The organism is Bacillus sp. LJBV19 (assembly GCF_017797845.1).
Classification (GTDB): domain Bacteria; phylum Bacillota; class Bacilli; order Bacillales; family Bacillaceae; genus Bacillus; species Bacillus velezensis.
Map to the genome: position 1 here is coordinate 2,278,012 of NZ_CP072563.1, position 20,030 is coordinate 2,298,041.

26 protein-coding genes and 1 riboswitch are annotated in these 20,030 nt (G+C 47.0%); of the genes, 1 reads left to right on the forward strand and 25 read right to left on the reverse strand.

Going from position 1 to position 20,030, the window contains the following annotated elements; genetic code table 11:
* Positions 1-32: 32 nt before the first annotated feature.
* Positions 33-179: riboswitch (FMN riboswitch) on the reverse strand.
* A 119-nt stretch (positions 180-298) separates the two neighbouring features.
* The 4 genes from J6600_RS10980 to J6600_RS10995 form a co-directional block, all read right to left on the reverse strand.
* Positions 299-643, reverse strand: a complete 345-nt coding sequence (locus J6600_RS10980) for a hypothetical protein (RefSeq protein WP_003153366.1) — start codon at positions 641-643, stop codon at positions 299-301.
* 245 nt (positions 644-888) lie between these two features.
* On the reverse strand, positions 889-1,464 hold the full coding sequence (gene lepB / locus J6600_RS10985; protein WP_209387398.1) for a signal peptidase I: 576 nt from the start codon (positions 1,462-1,464) through the stop codon (positions 889-891).
* An 80-nt stretch (positions 1,465-1,544) separates the two neighbouring features.
* Positions 1,545-2,036 carry a CcdC protein domain-containing protein gene (locus J6600_RS10990; protein ID WP_029973634.1) on the reverse strand — a complete coding sequence of 164 codons (492 nt, stop codon included), beginning with the start codon at positions 2,034-2,036 and terminating at the stop codon, positions 1,545-1,547.
* Between the two features lie 149 nt (positions 2,037-2,185).
* The gene (locus J6600_RS10995) at positions 2,186-2,617 is read right to left on the reverse strand and encodes a peptidylprolyl isomerase (RefSeq protein WP_003153363.1); all 432 of its coding nucleotides are present in this window, start codon (positions 2,615-2,617) and stop codon (positions 2,186-2,188) included.
* A 284-nt stretch (positions 2,618-2,901) separates the two neighbouring features.
* Between J6600_RS10995 and J6600_RS11000 the strand changes: the two genes are divergently transcribed.
* Entirely contained in the window at positions 2,902-3,801 is a 900-nt protein-coding gene (locus J6600_RS11000; protein WP_022553018.1) for a DUF1002 domain-containing protein, read from the forward strand.
* Positions 3,802-3,845: 44 nt separating this feature from the next.
* On the opposite strand, the gene lysA is transcribed toward J6600_RS11000, so the two are convergent.
* From lysA to J6600_RS11105, 21 genes are all read right to left on the reverse strand, one after another.
* Complete coding sequence (lysA, locus tag J6600_RS11005) at positions 3,846-5,165, reverse strand: diaminopimelate decarboxylase (protein WP_012117893.1); 1,320 nt, start codon at positions 5,163-5,165, stop codon at positions 3,846-3,848.
* 124 nt (positions 5,166-5,289) lie between these two features.
* Positions 5,290-6,771: a spore germination protein gene (locus tag J6600_RS11010; protein WP_209387399.1), complete on the reverse strand. Its 1,482-nt coding sequence runs from the start codon at positions 6,769-6,771 to the stop codon at positions 5,290-5,292.
* Positions 6,725-7,333: a stage V sporulation protein SpoVABEA gene (gene spoVAEA / locus J6600_RS11015; protein WP_087920769.1), complete on the reverse strand. Its 609-nt coding sequence runs from the start codon at positions 7,331-7,333 to the stop codon at positions 6,725-6,727. The genes J6600_RS11010 and spoVAEA overlap by 47 nt, the downstream gene beginning before the upstream one ends.
* Positions 7,334-7,336: 3 nt before the next feature.
* Positions 7,337-7,687, reverse strand: a complete 351-nt coding sequence (gene spoVAE / locus J6600_RS11020; protein WP_007409415.1) for a stage V sporulation protein AE — start codon at positions 7,685-7,687, stop codon at positions 7,337-7,339.
* Positions 7,688-8,704: a stage V sporulation protein AD gene (gene spoVAD / locus J6600_RS11025; RefSeq protein ID WP_209387400.1), complete on the reverse strand. Its 1,017-nt coding sequence runs from the start codon at positions 8,702-8,704 to the stop codon at positions 7,688-7,690.
* Positions 8,705-8,715: 11 nt separating this feature from the next.
* Positions 8,716-9,168 (reverse strand): stage V sporulation protein AC, encoded by a 453-nt coding sequence (spoVAC, locus tag J6600_RS11030; protein WP_007612334.1) that lies wholly within the window; start codon positions 9,166-9,168, stop codon positions 8,716-8,718.
* 12 nt (positions 9,169-9,180) lie between these two features.
* On the reverse strand, positions 9,181-9,606 hold the full coding sequence (locus J6600_RS11035; RefSeq protein ID WP_014418289.1) for a stage V sporulation protein AB: 426 nt from the start codon (positions 9,604-9,606) through the stop codon (positions 9,181-9,183).
* Positions 9,596-10,216 carry a stage V sporulation protein AA gene (locus J6600_RS11040; protein ID WP_007409412.1) on the reverse strand — a complete coding sequence of 207 codons (621 nt, stop codon included), beginning with the start codon at positions 10,214-10,216 and terminating at the stop codon, positions 9,596-9,598. Before J6600_RS11040 ends, J6600_RS11035 begins: the two co-directional genes overlap by 11 nt.
* A gap of 126 nt (positions 10,217-10,342) precedes the next feature.
* Positions 10,343-11,110: an RNA polymerase sporulation sigma factor SigF gene (gene sigF / locus J6600_RS11045; protein WP_003153348.1), complete on the reverse strand. Its 768-nt coding sequence runs from the start codon at positions 11,108-11,110 to the stop codon at positions 10,343-10,345.
* 11 nt (positions 11,111-11,121) lie between these two features.
* Positions 11,122-11,562 carry an anti-sigma F factor gene (gene spoIIAB, locus J6600_RS11050; protein ID WP_003153347.1) on the reverse strand — a complete coding sequence of 147 codons (441 nt, stop codon included), beginning with the start codon at positions 11,560-11,562 and terminating at the stop codon, positions 11,122-11,124.
* Entirely contained in the window at positions 11,559-11,912 is a 354-nt protein-coding gene (spoIIAA, locus tag J6600_RS11055) for an anti-sigma F factor antagonist (protein ID WP_007409411.1), read from the reverse strand. Before spoIIAA ends, spoIIAB begins: the two co-directional genes overlap by 4 nt.
* A gap of 95 nt (positions 11,913-12,007) precedes the next feature.
* Positions 12,008-13,177, reverse strand: coding sequence for a D-alanyl-D-alanine carboxypeptidase family protein (locus J6600_RS11060; protein ID WP_021494259.1), 1,170 nt, complete (start codon positions 13,175-13,177; stop codon positions 12,008-12,010).
* A gap of 136 nt (positions 13,178-13,313) precedes the next feature.
* Positions 13,314-14,132 carry a purine-nucleoside phosphorylase gene (locus tag J6600_RS11065; protein WP_209387401.1) on the reverse strand — a complete coding sequence of 273 codons (819 nt, stop codon included), beginning with the start codon at positions 14,130-14,132 and terminating at the stop codon, positions 13,314-13,316.
* An 11-nt stretch (positions 14,133-14,143) separates the two neighbouring features.
* Positions 14,144-15,328, reverse strand: coding sequence for a phosphopentomutase (deoB, locus tag J6600_RS11070; protein WP_015417748.1), 1,185 nt, complete (start codon positions 15,326-15,328; stop codon positions 14,144-14,146).
* Positions 15,329-15,496: 168 nt separating this feature from the next.
* Positions 15,497-16,387 (reverse strand): site-specific tyrosine recombinase XerD, encoded by an 891-nt coding sequence (xerD, locus tag J6600_RS11075; RefSeq protein WP_007612347.1) that lies wholly within the window; start codon positions 16,385-16,387, stop codon positions 15,497-15,499.
* A gap of 7 nt (positions 16,388-16,394) precedes the next feature.
* Positions 16,395-16,622, reverse strand: coding sequence for a YqzK family protein (locus J6600_RS11080; protein ID WP_003153331.1), 228 nt, complete (start codon positions 16,620-16,622; stop codon positions 16,395-16,397).
* Positions 16,623-16,736: 114 nt separating this feature from the next.
* Entirely contained in the window at positions 16,737-17,186 is a 450-nt protein-coding gene (gene fur, locus J6600_RS11085) for a ferric iron uptake transcriptional regulator (RefSeq protein ID WP_003153330.1), read from the reverse strand.
* Between the two features lie 112 nt (positions 17,187-17,298).
* The gene (gene spoIIM, locus J6600_RS11090; RefSeq protein ID WP_007409404.1) at positions 17,299-17,943 is read right to left on the reverse strand and encodes a stage II sporulation protein M; all 645 of its coding nucleotides are present in this window, start codon (positions 17,941-17,943) and stop codon (positions 17,299-17,301) included.
* A gap of 76 nt (positions 17,944-18,019) precedes the next feature.
* Positions 18,020-18,247 (reverse strand): hypothetical protein, encoded by a 228-nt coding sequence (locus J6600_RS11095; protein WP_029973632.1) that lies wholly within the window; start codon positions 18,245-18,247, stop codon positions 18,020-18,022.
* Between the two features lie 56 nt (positions 18,248-18,303).
* Positions 18,304-18,594, reverse strand: a complete 291-nt coding sequence (locus tag J6600_RS11100) for a hypothetical protein (RefSeq protein ID WP_003153325.1) — start codon at positions 18,592-18,594, stop codon at positions 18,304-18,306.
* A gap of 110 nt (positions 18,595-18,704) precedes the next feature.
* Positions 18,705-20,018 carry an NAD-dependent malic enzyme gene (locus tag J6600_RS11105; RefSeq protein WP_070082058.1) on the reverse strand — a complete coding sequence of 438 codons (1,314 nt, stop codon included), beginning with the start codon at positions 20,016-20,018 and terminating at the stop codon, positions 18,705-18,707.
* Positions 20,019-20,030 lie beyond the last annotated feature (12 nt).

Genomic DNA, 20,030 nt, shown 5'->3' on the forward strand with positions numbered 1-20,030 from the left:
TATACAGTAAGTTTATTTTTTGCATAGCTTCTCTCATCCTTCTCCCATCCAGACTTTCACTGTCGGCTTCAGCTTTTCACTGAATCCACCGTATACAGATGCATACGGGTCACGGGCTGTAAAGCGCAAAGCGCCTTATTACCGCCGGTCGGGATTTTCACCCAGCCCCGAAGGATACAATCAATATTTTTTTGTCCTTATCCGCTATTATAACATCCTTTGCGGCAGGCGCAATGAATTTGCACCTAATTATTCAGAAAAATAAAAAGCGCCCTTTTCCCATAAAAGGCGCCTTTATTTATTCGTTCACTTTGACGACCTTCAATAAGCCGTCAATCCGGTTTGATTTGCTGAAATACGCTTTAATTTTATCTCCCTTTTTCACATCGGAGAGATCCTGCTTCAGCTTGTCGCCGTTAAAAATAATTTTTGTGCCGTTTGCTGCCGTACCGTGGTACTCAGTTCCTTCGATTTTCGTAATTTTATATGTTTTGACTGTATATTCTTCTTTTTCCTGGGACAGGGTTTGTCCGATTGCAGTCGGCACGTCTTTCAGTTCAATATCGTTTATGACCATATAACCGCCCGCCAATAACAGCAGCAGTACAAGTAAAATGGCTGCTTTTGTTTTAATTCTTCCCATTTTTCTACCTCCAGCCCGTATCAATCTATTCATTACTATGTCATATTCCTTTTTTTCATGAATAGAAAACCGTTCTTCCCTGCGTGAGTTATTCATATAACGTTTCATAAAGGGAAGATGTTTCATGTATCTGTAAAACTTTCTATCTATTAAATAGATATACGAATTTATGTTCTGTTTTTGAGGGTAGAAAGATAAATTTATATAAAAAAGCAGTTTTCTTATAAGAAAACTGCTTGTACGGTTTATTTCGTCTTGCGAATTTCTTTAAACGGGAAGAAGACGAATTTTGATGTGCCCGCTATTTGTTTTTTCGTAAAAAGACCGAGGCCGTTGCGGCTGTCCATAGATTCTCTGCGGTTATCACCCATGACGAAATATTTGTCGTCCGGCACCTTCACCGGGCCGAAGTCTTCTGTCAGCCGGTCATAGCCGCCTTGCTTCGCTTTTTTCTTGTTTGCCGCTAAATACGGTTCGGACACTTTTTTGCCGTTGATATACAGCTGATCGTTTTTCATTTGCACCGTGTCGCCGGGAAGTCCGATAATCCGTTTGACATAGTGCTCATTTTCTCCGTTCAGAACGACGATCTGGCCGCGTTTGAAGTCGCTTATGTATTTGACCGTCATATTGACAAAGATTCTCTCGCGGTCATGCAGCGTCGGATCCATTGATCTTCCATCAACGAGATAAGGGGCAAATAAAAAGTTTCGGATGAGCAGTGCCAGAACGACAGCGATGATAATGGCTTTCGCCCAATCAAGTACGGCGCTTTTTTTAGAAGTTTTTTCTTTTTCTGATTTCAAGTGATTTCCTCCCATTAGCCATGGTCGTTTTTATTTTACCATGAATCCCTGCACAGAGGGCAAATAAGCCCCGCACCCCATCCATTTTTTTCATTTTATAAGCCGGATTTGCTGATTTTACGGTATTTCACAAAGCTTCCGATCCGCCAAATGCACAAATACACAAAAGCAAGTTCCATCGTTAAAACGGCGAATTCCGCCGCGTCAATGTTTTTGAAATATTGGCTGAGCACGATGCGGATCGCAATAATCGCGAGAATGACATATTTAAAGTTTTTATTCCGCTTGGAGTAGACAAAGCCGTCTTCCCGGATTTCATAGGCGGTTTGCGACAGCATGATGACACCGAATACCGCGCCTAACAGTCCGGCGATGGCGAGCTCCCAAAGAGCGGGAAAATGAAACGGCTTTCCTGGGATATTCATGAGCTGGCTGATGCTGAATGTAAAAATGACGGCGATAATCAAAAGCGGGAGAATGATGCCGAAGCCGCCGCCTTTAATCGGCCTGTTTCCCTTTTTCACCCTGAACCAAATCATAAGTGCGAGAATGATAATGACAAATAAAACGGTTGCCAATTGAACCAACGTTTCTACCTCTTTTCATTGTTGTAATCGGTCTTTTTCACTATACCAGAATGATCGCCGATGTTCATATATGTATTTTTTCATGATTTACACATGAGAATTTTCATATACATAAAAAAACCCGCCTGAAAAAGGCGGGTTTTACGTCATTATCCTTCTACACGGATTTCTTTCATTTTGTCTCCGTTAGACATGTTTTTCGCATGCTCTAAACCGCTTGTCACTTTTCCGAATACAGTATGAACGCCGTTTAAATGCGGCTGCGGCTCATGTACGATGAAGAATTGGCTTGAACCCGTGTCTTTACCGGCATGCGCCATTGATAAAGAACCGGCTTCGTGCTTATGCGGATTGCCTTCTGTTTCACATTTGATCGTTTTTCCGCTTCCGCCCATGCCTGTCCCAGTCGGATCTCCGCCTTGGCTGACAAAGCCCGGAATCACGCGGTGGAAAATAACGCCGTCATAAAAGCCCGTATTCGCCAGGTTTTCAAAGTTAGCGACTGTATTAGGCGCTTCATTCGGATAAAGTTCAAATTCGATTCTGCTGCCGTTTTCCATTTCGATGTAACCAGTTTTCATTCTCATTCCTACTTCCGTATTGTTTTTTGTCAAAGCCTTCTTCAATATGAATTTCAATTGTAAGCCGGCTTTCTTTTTGATATTCTTTTGAAGGAAGAGGCCTCTGCTCTTCTTTTCGCGGCTATTATACCACACCTTCAGCCGGAAAACGAATCTCCCCGCTTCCGCAGAAAGAAAATGAAACCAGAACAGCTTCACAGCCGTCTATGTATCGGAACTGCTTCACGCAGGCCCTCACAAACCGCTTCAAAACGGCATTTGTGAAAAGAAGGAGGTTAACCGCTTTGAAAAAAATGTGGATTGGATTGCTGGCGGCGGCCGTTGTATTGTGCACAATACCGAAAATCAGCCTGGCCGATGCCGCAGTCGGAGATGTCATCGTCACACTGGGGGCGGATCTGTCAAACGAAAACCGTCAGAAAGTGCTTGACGAATTAAATGTCCCTGATAACGCGACAAAAGTGACGGTCACGAATAAAGAAGAACATGAATATCTGGGAAAATATATATCGAATGCCCAAATCGGCACAAGAGCCATCTCTTCATCATCCATCACGGTGGCAAAGAAAGGGTCCGGGCTTGACGTTAAGACCCATAATATCGATTCCATCACGGATGAAATGTACTTAAACGCCCTGATGACAGCAGGCGTGAAAGATGCAAAAGTATACGTGACGGCGCCGTTTGAGGTATCAGGCACCGCAGCATTAACGGGAATCATCAAGGCATATGAAGTCTCATCAGACAAAGCGATTTCAGAAGATGTAAAACAAGTCGCCAACCAAGAGCTTGTTACGACATCAGATCTCGGGGATAAAATCGGGGATAAAAACGCCTCCGCGCTGATCGCAAACATTAAAGATGATTTCGCGAAAAACGGTGTGCCCGATACAAAAGAAGGAATCGAGAAAAAGGTCGATGATGCGGCTTCAAACCTTAACATTACACTGACTGACGCTCAAAAAGACCAGCTCGTTTCATTGTTTAATAAAATGAAAAACGCCAAGATTGATTGGGGCCAAGTCGGCAGCCAGCTCGATAAGGCAAAAGACAAAATCACGAAGTTCATTCAATCCGATGAAGGCAAAAGCTTTGTTCAAAAAGTCATTGATTTCTTCGCTTCGATTTGGAATGCGATCGTGTCTGTATTCACAGGAGACAGCGGATCAAGTTCTAACAGCTGAATGCAAAAAGAGACCGGACGCCATTGTTCCGGTCTCTTTTTTATTTATTGTTTGACCCCCGTCTTAAACGGCAGATCCAGTTTTACAATGTCTTCATAAGTTTCCCTTCTAATAACAAGATGCGCTTCGCCGTCTTCCACAAAAACGACGGCGGGACGCGGAATGCGGTTGTAGTTGTTAGCCATGCTGTATCCGTATGCTCCCGTGCAGAAAACGGCGAGAAGATCGCCTTCTTTCACTTCCGGAAGGTCTATATCCCAAATGAGCATATCCCCGCTTTCACAGCACTTGCCCGCGATGGATACCGTTTTATCGTGGTGTTCTCCGATTCTGTTTGCCGATACGGCTTCATATTTCGCCTGATACAGCGCAGGACGGATATTATCGCTCATGCCCCCGTCAACCGCTGCATATTTACGGGTGCCGGGCACTTCTTTTTGCGAACCGATGGTATAAAGCGTCGTTCCGGCGTCTCCGACGAGCGAGCGTCCCGGTTCAATCCAGATCTCCGGAATGTCAAAAGCGTGCAGCGCTGCGTTTTCTTTTACCGCTTCGATAATTTTTTCCACATAAACGGCGGGATGAAGAGGTTCATCCTCCTCCGTGTAGCGGATGCCGAAGCCTCCCCCTAAATTCAGCACTTCAGAGACAAAGCCGAATGATTCTCTCCATTCATTCAGTTTTGCGAAGATTTTTTCTGCGGCCAGCACAAAGCCCGCCGTATCAAAAATTTGCGATCCGATGTGGCAGTGAACGCCGAGAAGGCGGATATGGTCCGACTGTAATACTTGTTCAATCGCCTTTTCTATTTGCCCGTTATGCAGATCAAAACCGAATTTGGAATCTTCCTGTCCCGTCGTAATATAATCATGCGTATGCGCCTCTACCCCCGGAGTGATCCGCAGAAGCACATCCATTGTGCGCCCTGATTTGCGGCACAGTTCCGCGAGTAAGGAGATTTCATAAAAATTATCCACGACGATGCAGCCGATTTGATGATCGAGCGCCATTTTCAACTCTTCTTCGCTTTTGTTATTGCCGTGAAAATGAATCCTGTCAGCCGGAAAACCAGCCGCAACCGCCGTAAACAGCTCTCCGCCGGATACAACGTCCAATGAGAGCCCCTCCTGCTCAGCGAGCTGTATCATCGCAACGGAAGAAAACGCCTTGCTCGCGTACGCGACCTGCGCCTTTAAATCCGCGTCAATGAATGCCTGTTTAAAGCTTTTAGCGCGCTCACGTATTAAAGCCACATCGTAAACATAAAGAGGCGTGCCGTAATGCTCCGCTAAATACAGCGCGTCCACACCTCCGATTTCCAAATGACCTAGTTTGTTTTGTCTGCTTGTGCCATGTAAGAACAATGCTCATTCCCTCTTTCTGATCCGCATATGGGTGAAAAGGACAGCTTCTTTTGAGCTGTCCTTATACAAGTCCCGTATAAGTTAAGACATACAATATCATAATCTTCTGTCGGTTTCAATGCGATTATGAACCGCTTGGCTGTCTTTGACGGTCTTTCGGGTGAACAATGCTCGGTCTGACTTTCGCTCCCGGCACTGTCGTCCGGACGAGCACCTGCCACAGCGCCTTGCCGTTAAACGGTAAAAACGGCCATAAATACGGCGTGTGAAACGAGCGGATATTTACCATTATGATCAGCAGCAATGTAAAGCCTATCACAAAGCCTTTCACTTGGAAAATGGCCACGAGCACCATTAAGATGAGGCGTATCATTTTATTGGCGAGGCTGAGCTCATAGCTCGGCGTGGTAAATGATCCGATGGCGGCGATCGATACGTACAGAATCACTTCTGCTGAAAACAGCCCCACCGCTATGGCGATTTGACCGATCAGCACCGCCGCAATCAGACCCATGGCGGTGGATAAAGCGGTCGGCGTATGGATCGCGGCCATCCTGAGAAACTCAATCCCCAAATCGGCTAAAAAGATTTGCAGAATGATCGGGATATGCGTATTTTTATTTAAACCGATAAAATCCAATCTTTCAGGCAGAAGAGACGGTTCGAGAACAAAGAGGAACCAGATCGGAAGCAGAACAGTTGAAGCGATAATACCGAAGAACCTGATCCATCTTAAAAATGTTCCCACTGAAGGCGCCTGCCTGTATTCTTCCGCATGCTGAACATGGTGAAAAATCGTGGTCGGCGTTATGATCACGCTCGGTGACGTATCAACGACGATGATGACGTGCCCTTCTAAAATGTGATTGGCGGCCACATCCGGCCGCTCCGTGTATCTGACCATCGGAAACGGGTTGTAGCCCTGTTTGACGATGAATTCCTCCACCGTTTTATCAGCCATCGTCAATCCGTCAATGTCAATCGCATTCACTTCGTTTTCGACGATGCTGACAAGGTCCGGGTCCGCGATGTCTTCTATATACACAATCGCAAGATCGGTCTTAGAGCGCTCGCCGACTTTCGTAATTTTGACGCGGAGCCTTTCGTCCCTGATTCGTCTTCTGATCAATGCTGTATTAATGACGATATTTTCGATAAAACCGTCTCTTGCCCCGCGGACGACCTTTTCCGTATCCGGTTCTTCAGGTGTGCGTCCGGGGTAACTTCTGACGTCGACGACGAAAGCGAAGCCCGCGCCTTCAACGATAACGGCCACAAGTCCGGAAAGCACTTGATCCGTTGCTTCGTCGAGCGTTTTGACTTTTTGGACCTGCTGATTGACAAGCCTGTTTTCAACAACGTCAATCGCTTCATCCGCATTCTCGTCATAATTATTGACGTCGACGAGCTGTTCCATTAAATGAATGATAAATAAAGTATCGGTTAATCCGTTGACAAAGTAAATCTGGACTTCCCGGTCTAATACTCGAACTTTGCGGACGCCGACATCATAGCTCGTTCCCATACCGACGCGGTCTTTAAAAAATTGTTCATTTTTTCTAGGATCCCGGTACACCTTGATCATGTTTTCCGGTTTTTCCGGCATGGCTTTCGCTCCTTTCTAAAATGAATTCGACCGCCTTCATCGTAATCGGCGAGCCTTTGGATATGTCATCTTTTCTCCCCATCTTTCCTATGTCGCCGATGCCCACAATGAGGGGAACGTCCAATTTATCCAGACAATACACCGTATCTCCGTTCATTCTGTGCTCGTCCATTTCTCTCATTCCGGTTTTATCGACGCCAAACTCCGTCACTTCTCCATCACGGTCAATGGAGACATCGACTTTCGTCCATTCAGCCTGATGGGTCTTAGAAGCGACCGCAATCACCCCCAGCACTTCAATATCCTGATGTGAGGCGACATATTTCAGCGCCGTTTCGCCCGGCCCTTCCCCTTGCAGGCCTGAATCGTCAAACATGACAAACACCGGGTCATTCGGCGCGGCTTTAATCAGCTGAACAAGTTCGGGGCCGCTTCTCGTTGACGGATTGCCTTTTGATTGGGAAATACACCGTCCGCCTGCTTGTTCCGCGGCATATTCAATTGTTTTGGCGGCGTATACGTCCCCGTCTGTCACAAGAATGACCTTCCGTTTCGTCATCAGGCATTATCCTTTCGGTTTAAAAATAACGGCTACAAGAAAAGCGAATAAAATCGCTGAAGATATACCGGCGGAAGTAAGTTCAAAAATCCCCATGGCGATCCCGATAAATCCATGCTCGTGAGCTTGATGCATGGCGCCGTGCAATAAGCTGTGACCGAAGCTGACGATGGGAACCGTCGCGCCCGCGCCAGCGAATTCGATAAATTTGTCATATATTCCGAACCCATCTAACAAGGCGCCGATGACGACAAAAGTTGTCATTACATGGGCGGGTGTCAGTTTAAAAATGTCAAGCAGCAGCTGACCGATAATGCATATGATTCCCCCGCAAACAAAAGCCAACAGATATTCCATTTATGATGCACCTCCCGCCCGCTCAAATACCACACCGTGCGCGATGGTCGGAATGGTTTCCTTCTGCTGGATCATTGTCGGACTTAAAAGCGCTCCTGTCGCGATAACGAGTACCCTGTTTAGAGTCCCTGCTTTTAATTGATTAAAAATATGTGTGTACGTAACAAGCGCGGAGCAGGCGCAGCCGCTTCCTCCCGCAAACACCTGCTGGTCCGGCGTATAGATTAGAAGACCGCAGTCATCGTGTTTCGTTCCCACGGGATAGCCTTCTTCTTTGAGCAAATCTTTCACGATCGGCGAGCCGACGCCTGAAAGGTCACCCGTCAAAATCAGATCATAATCATCCGCCGTGCGGTTTAAGTCCTGCAGGTGCTGTTTGATTGTGTCGGCAGCGGCGGGCGCCATGGCCGATCCCATATCGAACGGGTCTGTAATTCCGAGGTCGCTTACTTTTCCCACTGTTGCGCTTGTAATCTTGATGTCAGAAGGGTTTTGGCTGATGATGACCGCCCCGCCCCCCGTGACTGTTGAAGTGGCGGTATCCGGTTTTTGCCCGCCATACTCCGTCGGATTGCGGAATTGCCGTTCTGCCGTCGCGTTATGGCTGCTCGTGGCTGCGATCGCCCGGTTCGCAAAACCGCCGTCAATGAGCGCGGATGCGACCGCAATCGTTTCCATTGATGTCGAACAGGCGCCGAACAGACAGAGGAACGGAATTTTCAGATGTCTGGCGACGTAGTTGGCGGTCACATTTTGATTTAAAAGATCCCCCGCGAGCAACAAATCAATATCGCTCTTTTTCAAATTCTGTTTTTGCAAAGCGGAGTTGATGGCATCTTCCATTAACTGACGTTCCGCCATTTCCCAGTTTTTCTGATTGCAATGCATTTCATCGTATGTCTTATCAAACAGCGAACCGAGCGGGCCGTCTTTTTCTTTCGGTCCGGCTGCCGTCCCCGCCGCATTTACAAATAACGGGTTTTCAAATACCCAGGTTTGCTTTCCGGTCAATTTCATTTTTTCTCCTCCTACGAAAACAGTTTTTCACAAGCAAACCGTATCAGGCCTACGATATAGGCTGCCACGACGCCGAATACAATGACGTTTCCCGCCAATTTAAACATGTTTGTCGCTACTCCGAGCACGAGTCCTTCACTTCTGTGTTCCAGAGCCGCGCTTGTCATACTGTTTGCAAAACCCGTCACCGGCACGGCTGAACCCGCTCCGGCAAACTGCCCGAGTCTGTCATAAATGCCGAATCCGGTCAAAAGGGCGGAAATTAAAATAAGAGTGGCGGACGTCGGGTTGCCCGCTGTTTTTTCATTAAAATTAAAAAAGTGGATGTAAAAGTCTTGAAGAGCCTGCCCGATCAGACAGATCAAACCGCCGATCAGAAAGGCTTTGACGCAATTCCAAACATATGGCGGTTTCGGCTGATAGTCTTTCACTTTTGTTTTGTAATTTTCTTTTAAGTTTGTCACGTCGGTTCCTCCTTATGAATGATGGATAAAATACAGCCAATGAAATAAAGAGCCGGCTATTTTGCCGAACACAATGGCCATCAGCAATATGATGATTTTGCTGCCGAAGCCGATCCGTTTGGCAAGAATGGGAAGCACATTCAGCACTTCTGTAAGCGCGGCGGCCAGCATGCCGACAAACATGCCGGCCAAAAGCCCGACCGGAACGGCCAGCCATTCAGATAAAAAAAAATGATTCATATTTAAGGTTTCCCAGCCGCCGAACACAGCTCCTGAAATAACGGCTCCTTCGTAGGCCTGTACAAAGCGCATTGTTTTTGTCAGCTGCATAAGGCGGGGGACGATTCCCATAACGGTTAAAAAAGCCACAAAGCCCGCACCCACTGTCAGCCCTCCGCCAAGCCCGACAAACATAACGAAAAGAATGCTAACGATCATGCAGATCTTTCATCGTCTCTTCATTTTCGTGCATTGCGACATAATGATCGAGATCAAGCTGATAATTAAACATCTCGACTTCCAGCGGGCTTGGCTCTTCATTCAGGCGCTTTTTGAAGATGTGATTAAAAAAGACGATCATACCGAGACCGAGGCCGATGCTGTATGGAATCTGAAGCAGATACGGGTATTCATTCCGTTCGCCCGTTATGATTTCATATAAGGCGATATGAACTTCTCTCATACTGACATCTTCATGAAAATTCATAATGGCAAGACATGAACCGATAAAAAGCAGGAGCCAGACACCGACGAATAAAACGGCTGACAGCTGCTTTTTTTGGTAATGGATTTCCACTATCGTTTCAGCGCCGCCGACAGTCTGTACATCAAGCGCGGGAAAAGCGGTATGAATGGTTTTCAGCACTTTTATGATGTCCAGCACGACGATATTTTTGTCTTTTTTCGTGACCTTATACAGCGGCAGTGCCGACAGTTTTTTTTTCAGCTTTTGCTGTCCCGCGATCTGCGCGGCGTCGCCGATTGTGATGATATCTCCGGTATGAGCCTTCACGCGGTGGCGAAGTCTGAGAAATATTCGTCTTTCCATCTTGCATCACCATCTTTCGGGTGGTTATATATGTAGTATGTGGTTCACTTTTGTTCTCATTCATCAGCGGCAAAAGACCATAAATTACCACCGATACACAAATAAAAAAAGCCGGCCCGTAAAAGGTCAGCTTTCCGTATGATCCATCTGCACTTTAATCTGCTTTAATATTTTTTTCTCCAGCCTCGATACCTGGACTTGGGAAATCCCGAGCCGTTCGGCTACCTCCGACTGTGTCTGATCTTTATAATATCTCAGATAGACAATGAGTTTTTCCCGTTCTTCCAAATCACTGATCGCTTCCTTGAGGGCGATTTTGTCAAACCACTTCTCTTCTGAATGATCGGCGATCTGATCAAGCAGGGTGATCGGGTCTCCGTCATTTTCATACACGGTCTCATGAATGGATGAAGGCGCCCGCACCGCTTCCTGCGCAAGCACCACATCCTCCGCATCAATTTCTAAATGGTCCGCGATTTCCTGAACGGTCGGCACTCTTCCGTATGTTTTTGACAGTTCATCTTTCGCCCGGCGTATTTTATTGCCGAGCTCTTTTAAAGATCTTGATACTTTGACGGTTCCGTCATCGCGGATGAAGCGCTGGATTTCTCCGATAATCATCGGCACGGCATAAGTTGAAAAACGGACATCATAGGACAAATCGAATTTATCAACGGATTTTAACAATCCGATACAGCCGATCTGAAACAGATCGTCCGGCTCATAGCCTCTGTTTAAGAACCTTTGAACGACGGACCACACAAGACGCATGTTTTTTTCTATGAGGAGGTCTCTTGCCTGCTGGTCGCCCTCTTGGCTCTTTTTGATCAATTCTTTGACTTCATGGTCCTTGAGCTGCGCGTTTTTGCTGTTTTTCTTAACCTCCACATCCATAACAAATCTCCTTAATTACAAAGCGCTTTGCTTTTTGATAGGTGTTTTGTTAAGCGTATCGTCGTTCCCATCTCCGGCGAGGAATCAATCGTGACATCATCCATGAAGTTTTCCATAATGGTAAAGCCCATTCCGGAGCGCTCAAGCTCGGGTTTTGTCGTAAAGAGCGGCTGGCGCGCTTCCTCAAGATCCGTGATCCCGAGGCCTTCGTCACGTATGGTCAGATAGACGACATGATCCTCCAGCGTAACGGAGATGTACACCTTTCCGTCGCAGTTTTCTTCATAGCCGTGGATGATCGCGTTTGTTACCGCTTCTGATACGACGGTCTTGATTTCCGTCAGCTCATCCATCGTCGGGTCGAGCTGTGCGATAAAAGAAGCAACTGTTACGCGCGCAAACGATTCGTTCTGACTGAGGGCTGAAAATTCAAGATGCATCTCGTTTTTCATGATGCCACCCCCAACGTTAAAAGCGCTTTTTGTTCTGATTGTTCAAACCTGATGATTTTAAACAGGCCGGACATGTCAAACAGACGTCTCACCGCGGGCGAAATCGCGCACACGACCATTTCTCCGCCGAGCTGTTTAATTTGTTTATAACGCCCTAAAATCACGCCGAGGCCGGAGCTGTCCATGAAGGTAAGATCTTCAAGATTCAGCACGATGTGACGGATGCCGTCAGCCTCCAGCGATTCAGTAACCTTTTGTTTTAATGATTCTGCCGTATGATGGTCGAGTTCACCTGTTAATCGAATACAAAGCACGGATTCTTTGACATGAAAGTCAATTCCAAGGCTCATGCTCATTCCTCCTTGATATGATCGGATAATGAGTGTTTCGATTTTCGGGAAAGCAATTCCTTCACTATGACAAAACTAGTGCCCGTTCGCCACGATTATTTAAATTTTGTCCAATCCCCCATCGTGCGCTTCAGAAAAGTGAGAAAACCCGCTTTTTCCATGTCGTCTTTTGCCGTGACCGGGCTTTCAACGAGCACCTTTCCGTCTTTTTTCAGAACGAGGCTGCCGAGCACCTCTCCTTTTTTAACCGGAGCTGTTACATTGCCGTTGATTTTCACTTCTTTTTTTACTTTGTCCATGTTCTCTCCCTTTTTGGCCAGAAGAGAAATCGGCTCAGATGTGGTCAGCTTAACCAGTTTCTGTTTTCCTTTTTTTACTTTTACCGTTCCGACGATTTGATCCCGTTTGTACAGCGGGTGTGTTTTGAACTGGCTGAAGGCGTAATCAAGCATTTTGGTCACTTGGGCGTTTCTTTCTTTCGGAGTGCTGGCTCCGAAAACGACAGCAATGACCCTCATATTTCCTTTTTTAGCGGTGGCGGTTAAACAATACTTCGCTTCGCCTGTAAAGCCCGTCTTCACGCCGTCTACACCCGGATAAAATTTGATCAGCCGGTTTGTATTGACGAGCCAGAACTTTTTGTCTGTATTTTCTCTTAAATAATCCTCATACGTTCCCGTAAATTGAGTGATTTTATCATACTTTAATAATTCCTTGGCCATTTTCGCCATGTCATAAGCAGAGCTGTAATGGTCTTTTTCTGGCAGTCCCGTCGGGTTTTTGAAGGAGGTATCTTTCAATCCCAATTCTTTTGCTTTTTTGTTCATCCGGCTGACGAAATCCTCTTCTGAACCGGCGATATACTCCGCCATTGCGACGGATGCGTCATTTCCGGAAGCTATCGCAATTCCTTTGAGCATTTCTTTTACCGTCATTTCTTCTCCGGGTTCAAGGAAAATCTGTGATCCGCCCATGGACGCGGCATGTTCACTCGTCCTGACTTTATCGCTCATCTTTATTTTCCCTTTGTCAAGCGCTTCCATGATTAAAAGCATGGTCATAATTTTTGTCATGCTTGCCGGCGCCAGACGCTCCCGGCTGTTCTTGTTATAAAGAATGCTTCCCGTATCGCGTTCAATCAGCACGGCGCTTTTGGCTTCATGAGCGAGCTCCGATGTATGTTTTCCGTCCGGCTTTGCAAAAGCGGACGGTGCTGATGCCGTTAATAAAATGCCAATCAACAAAGTGGATATAAGACGTTTCATCTCCAAAGCCCTCCATTTCATAATCCTTTTTATTTTTTCCAAATCCGGTGGTTTTATACGCCTTATCTGGAAAATGTTTCGTGTTGAGGGCATAAAAAAACAGCTGCTTCCGAAGAAACAGCTGACTTATGCTGACTTATTTTTGAGATCGTGCGACTACGGCTTTTACAAGCTTCAAAAAGCCGCCTTTTACTTTTTCCGTCATTTCCATTACTTCTTCATGGGATAACGGCTGGTCAAGAATACCTGCCGCTGCGTTGGAAATGCATGAGATGCCGAGCACGCGCATCCCCGCGTGGTTGGCGACGATGACTTCCGGCACGGTCGACATGCCGACAGCGTCAGAACCCATCGTTCTTAAAAACCGAACCTCAGCAGGCGTTTCGTAAGACGGCCCCGTAACAGCTGTATACACCCCTTTTTGAACAGGAATGCCCAGCTCATCGGCCGTTTTTTCAGCCAAGCTTGACAGCTCTTTGTTATAGGCTTCTGACATGTCCGGGAATCTCGCTCCGAATTCAGCTTCGTTCGGCCCGATTAACGGGTTGGTGCCCGTAAAGTTGATGTGGTCTGTAATGATCATCAGATCGCCGGCGCGGAATTCAGTGTTGATACCTCCGGCTGCGTTCGTCACGACAAGAGATTCAACGCCGAGCGCCTTCATCACGCGGACGGGAAATGTGACCTGATCCATTGAGTAGCCTTCATAGTAATGAAAGCGGCCCTGCATCGCGATGACCTGCACGCCTTCAAGCGTTCCCATCACAAGCTGGCCGGCATGGCCTTCTACCGTTGAGACCGGAAAATCAGGGATCGTTTCATATGTAAGCTTGACAGCTCCTTCAATTTCATCGGCCAATACGCCGAGCCCTGACCCTAAAATCAGACCGATCTTTGGTGTTTCTTTCACGTGTTCTTTAATAAATGCAGCAGCACGTTCGATCTTTTGTTTCAAAAAAAGTCCCCCTACTGTAATCTTGATAAAAAGCTTTTTCCGTATTCCGGCTTTTCCGTTTTGAAATTATCCGCAATGGTTGCGCCGATATCGGCAAATGTATCCGCAAGCGGCAGCTGTTCAGTGTGTTTGTGCTTTTTGCTGTACACAAGAAGCGGCACATACTCCCGCGTGTGATCCGTGCCGTGATGGACAGGATCATTGCCGTGATCCGCAGTGATGATAAGCAGATCGTCTTCTTTCATTTTTTCAAACACTTCCGGAAGCCTCGCATCGAATTCCTCGAGCGCTTTTCCGTACCCTTCCGGATCGCGGCGATGTCCGTACAGCGCGTCAAAATCAACGAGGTTGGCAAAGCTCAGGCCCGTGAACTCTTCACCGAGCGTTTCAATCACTTTGTCCATGCCGTCCATATTAGATACCGTGCGGCGGGAAGATGTAATGCCTTCTCCGTCATAAATATCAGAAATTTTGCCGATGGAAATGACGTCTAATCCGCTGTCTTTCATTCCGTTCATTACCGTGCGGCCGAACGGTTTGAGCGCATAATCATGACGGTTCGGCGTGCGTTTGAAGCTGCCCGGTTCTCCGACGAACGGTCTTGCGATAATCCGGCCGACCATGTACTTCGGATCAAGCGTCAGTTCTCTGGCCGTTTCACAGATGCTGTACAGTTCGTCAAGCGGAACGACATCTTCGTGAGCTGCAATCTGCAGCACGGAATCTGCTGATGTATAAACAATCAGCGCACCCGTTTCCATATGTTCTTTTCCGAGCTCGTCCAGAATCGCCGTGCCTGAAGCCGGCTTATTGCCGATGATTTTCCGTCCTGAACGCCGCTCAAGTTCCTGAAGAAGTTCATCCGGAAATCCTTCCGGGAACACTTTAAACGGTTTTTCAATGTAGAGGCCCATAATCTCCCAGTGCCCCGTCATCGTATCTTTCCCGTTTGACGCCTCCTGCATTTTTCCGTAGTACGCAAGAGGGTGCTCCGTTTTTTCCACGCCCTTAATGTCTCCGATCAGTCCGAGACCGAGCTGCGCCATATGGGGCATATGTAAGCCGTTCATGTGCTCTGCGATGTGTCCGAGCGTATTTGCGCCTATATCATTAAAATCGGCGGCGTCCGGCGCTTCACCGATTCCGACAGAATCCATTACGATCAAAAATACCCGGTTATATTTGTATTCAGACATCATAAAAGCCTCCTTTTCTTCCATCTGTCCATTGTAGCTTACAGAGGTCAGACAACTCAAGTATAAACCGTTTACATTCTTGTTGACAATGCCGATTCAAATAATTAGAACCTTCTCTGTATTCCGCCAATCCGGCAAAAAAAGCCGCGGCCCCTCTGGCAGCGGCTCCTAAGCGCGCGGATGATACTGTTTGTACACGTCCTTCAGCCTTGTTTTCGTCACATGCGTATAAATTTGCGTCGTGGAAATATCGGCATGTCCGAGCATCTCCTGCACGGCGCGCAGATCCGCCCCGTTTTCGAGCAGGTGCGTTGCAAAGGAGTGCCGGAGCGTGTGCGGTGTCAGCTCTTTTTTAATCCCCGCTTCAAGTGCGATTTTTTTCAGGTTTTTCCAGAATCCCTGACGGCTGATCTGCCTGCCGTGATGATTCAGAAAAAGCGCTTCGGTTACATTTTTCTTTAATAATTTCCCTCTGGCTTTTTCAATGTACGCTTCTATCGCATGAGAAGCGGCTTCACCAATCGGCACAATCCGCTCTTTCCGCCCTTTTCCGAAGCAGCGGACGAATCCCATCGTCAAATGGACGTCGGATAATTTCAGCTCGATCATCTCGCTGACCCTGATGCCGGTCGCGTACAGCAGTTCAAGCATGGCTTTATCCCTGAGACCGAACGGGCTGTCAAGCTTAGGCGTGTCCAATAACCGCTCAACTTCGTGAAGCGCCAATACTTTCGGAAGCGTCCGCTCTGTTTTTTGTGTTTCAATATGTACCGAAGGATCTTTATCCGCGGCTTTTTCCCTTAACAGAAATTGATGAAAAGACCGGATCGACGCCAAATGCCTCGCAGACGTCTTGCCGGATTTCCCGGAGTCCTTTATATGCTTTAAATATTGAATAATATGAAGACGGGTCACATCATTCCATGAAGTGATCTGAAGGCTTTCAGTTAAGAAGAGAGAATAACTTTTCAGATCACGCTCATAGGACATCATCGTATTTTGGGACAGCCCTCTTTCAACCCTCACGTAATGGATGAAATCCTTAATTTGATCCTTCACTCTCGATCTACTCCCCGTTTTGGTAAAAAAAGATCAATCGGCCGAACCAGCCGTCTTTCTCCTCATGTTCCGTTTTGGCCACTTTGACGGCGGAGCCTTCCGGTTTATCGTACCGATGATAGTTTTCATACTCTGAATTCACCCATATCATAGCATAATAGAACAGCGCGGTAAAACCTGTGAACAGTATAAACACTTTGATCGTATCCGCGGCTGTTTTTAAGAATCTGCCCATCTTTCGATCGACCCTTTCTTTGGCGGCTGTTAGTACACCTTATGCCAATTTCAAAGGCTTTTATACATAAAAACAGCAAAAAACCCTTTCCTGGCAGAAAAGGTTCGTAGGCTTTTACTCTGTTTCATCCCCGCGGCAGCGGTGGCAGATTCCGTGAAAAGTCAATCTATGATCTTTAATTTTAAATTTCCAATCACGTTCAATCACTTCTTCAACGTCTTCAAGCAGATCTTCTTCAATTTCATCGACGGCTCCGCACTCCATGCACACCAAATGGTGATGAAAGTGAGCCGCGCCTTCTTTGCGAAGGTCGTAGCGGGATACGCCGTCCCCGAAGTTAATTTTATCAACGACTTTTAATTCTGTTAATAATTCTAATGTACGGTATACTGTAGCGAGACCAATTTCAGGAGATTTCTCTTTTACGAGGAGGTATACATCTTCTGCGCTTAAATGGTCTTCTTCGTTTTCAAGCAGCACTCTTACCGTTGCTTCCCGCTGTGGCGTAAGCTTGTAGCTTGACGAGTGCAGCTGCTTTTTAATTCGATCAATACGGTTTTCCATGTCTTTCCCTCCTACGCCGCATTCCATGACTCATTATAACAAAATACGCGCAGAGTTCCAACTATAATTATTATAAACTGATAAATAAAAGTATTATTTTGTGATAATTATTCTAAAATATGCGTGATGACAGCTTTTCCATAAACAGCGGAGACACGTACGCCTCGAGCAGCGAGGCGATGACCGAGAAGAAAACGATGAGAATCAGCACGAAGGCGTAGCGTCCGAACCATTGGATCGGCGCGTCATGAAGGCTGCGTTTGACAAACAGCTGCCGGATCAGTTTCAGGGAAAAAGCGATGGAGCATGTCCCCATGATAAGGTATGCCGGAATGAGAACGATGTTTTGCGGCAGAACCGAAATAAATGACAGGAAAAACCCGTTCATCCCCATTTGATTCACTAAAAAACCGACCGTGAAGCCGACGACGATTCCTTTTAAGAACACCATAATGAAAATAACCGGAAGACCGATCACGGAAATACCGAGAATCCACATCAGCCCCAAATATTTTACATCATGAAAGACGGCCTGCCAAAACATTTCTGAAGCGCCGGCATGTTTTCCGTCAGACAGCTGTCCGAAAAACTTGCTTAAATAGTAATACAGATCTTCTTTCTGCGTGATGGTCATGCTGTTGACGATGATCGCCCCGAAAATGACCCCCATCAAAAACAAGACAAACACAAATATATAAAGTGACAGATGATCCTTTACATGGCGAAAAAACAGTTCTTTGTACGATTGTTTTCTCATACCGCTTTCCTCCCGCTAATCTATTGACTTGATTTAGTAGATTGTATGAAAGAAAAGAGAAAACATGACAGAGAAATCATAGAAAGGTGCGAGATTCCGGCATAAAAAAAGAACCCCCGTCATCACTCCGGTGATCATAGGGGTTCCTTTTTTTATGCTTTATTCTTTCAAGCCTGTCTTTTTTGGTTTTCGTCACTCTTTCATGGGTGCTGAAAGACGGCGCCGTCCCCCTTGACAGGACTGCGTCACGCATCCCGTTTCTTTTGAGATGCTCCCGCATTTTTTTCGTTTTGCTCTTCGCCATGTGCCAATCACTCCTTTTTCCCTTTTCTTTATCATAACAAAAAAATCCAGATGTGTTCATGAATACGGCTCATGTTTCGACCGGTAAGCGCGCAGAGACGTTTTGGCAGATGAATAGCTCCCCATTGCGGCGTATCCGTAAAAAAACCCCATAAAAATCCCCGCATACACGTGTTCATGATGACCGAAAACGATAGACACAACATTTCCGGCAGCAAGAGCAATCGTGGGAACGAATATGCCCGGAACCCGGCAGAACACTTTGATCAGCTGTGTGACGCATAAGACGACCGGCACGCCGATCACAGCATCCCAAATATTTGTATGGATCAGCGGAAAATAATCCACATCGACACCTCTTTATTCCGTCTTTTGCTATCTGTTAGCCTGCCTAAGAATTCCGCTTCCTATTCATGAAAAAAACAGCACCGGCACATGTCCGGTACTGTAAGAGTTGTTTATTTTCCTGCCGCGGCCCGTTCTACGGCTGCTGATACGGCTTGATGCACGTCCGCATCCAAAGGCTGAGGCACGAGATCGCCGTGTTTTGTGCAAGAGGCGATGGCTTCTGCGGCCGCCACAAGCATTTCATGGTCGATTTTCTTGCTTTTGGCGTTCAGCGCGCCGCGGAAAATCCCCGGGAAGCCGAGAACATTATTGACTGAACGGCCGTCAGCTGCATAAGCGGCTCCGGCTTGTAATGCCTCTTCCGGTTCAATCTCCGGCTTCGGATTAGATAAAGCCAGAATGACGTGTCCTTTTCTGACATCCTCTTTTTTAATGAGACCCGGAACTCCTGTGGTGCTGATCACAATGTCACACGTGTCCATTAAATCTTTGATGCTTCCAAGCGGCTGACCTCCGTACTGAGCGAGGCGGTTCATTGCGTCTTCTGACTTGTCCGTTCCGCAGACCGCTTTGACTCCGTATGCCATAAACATGCGGCAGATGGCGACGCCTGCCGCGCCGAGACCGATCTGACCGACCTTCGCTTCTTTTAAATCAAGACCGGCGCTTTTACAAGCGGAAATGGCGGCGGCGAGCGTGACGACCGCCGTGCCGTGCTGGTCATCGTGCATAACCGGAATGTCCAGTTCTTCTTTCAGGCGGTCTTCAATGTCAAAGCAGTGAGGCGAACCGATATCTTCAAGCAGAATTCCGCTGAACCCCGGAGAAATATGTTTTACCGTGCGAATGATTTCTTCCGGATCAGAGGTATCGAGCAAAATCGGAATTCCGCTGATACCCGCCAGCTGGTCAAAAAGCGCGGCTTTCCCTTCCATTACGGGCATTCCGGCGACAGAGCCGATATTGCCGAGGCCGAGAATCGCCGTGCCGTCGGTGACAATGGCGACAGAATTGCTGATTGTCGTATAGATGGACGCTTTTTCAGGCTCGTTTTCAATCAGTCTGCACACATCGGCGACACCCGGCGTATAAACACGGCCAAGCTCAGCCAATGTCCGGATCGGCATTTTGCTTTTCATCTGAATTTTGCCGCCTTCATGAGCAGAGAGCACTTCATCTGAGACTGTATGAAGACGGATGCCTTCACCGAGAGCTTCAATGGCTTGAATGATTTCCTGCAGCTGCTCTTCATTTTCAGCCTGCACCGTAATGTTGCGCATTGTGTAGTTCGGGCCGACTTTAACGGTTTCAACTTCCCCGATATCTCCGCCCATCACTCCGATGGCGGTTGCCACTTTTCCGAGATTTCCGGGAACAGTCGGCGTTTCAATCATTAACGTCCGAATCATATGCTTTGTAATCATGAAATGAACCTC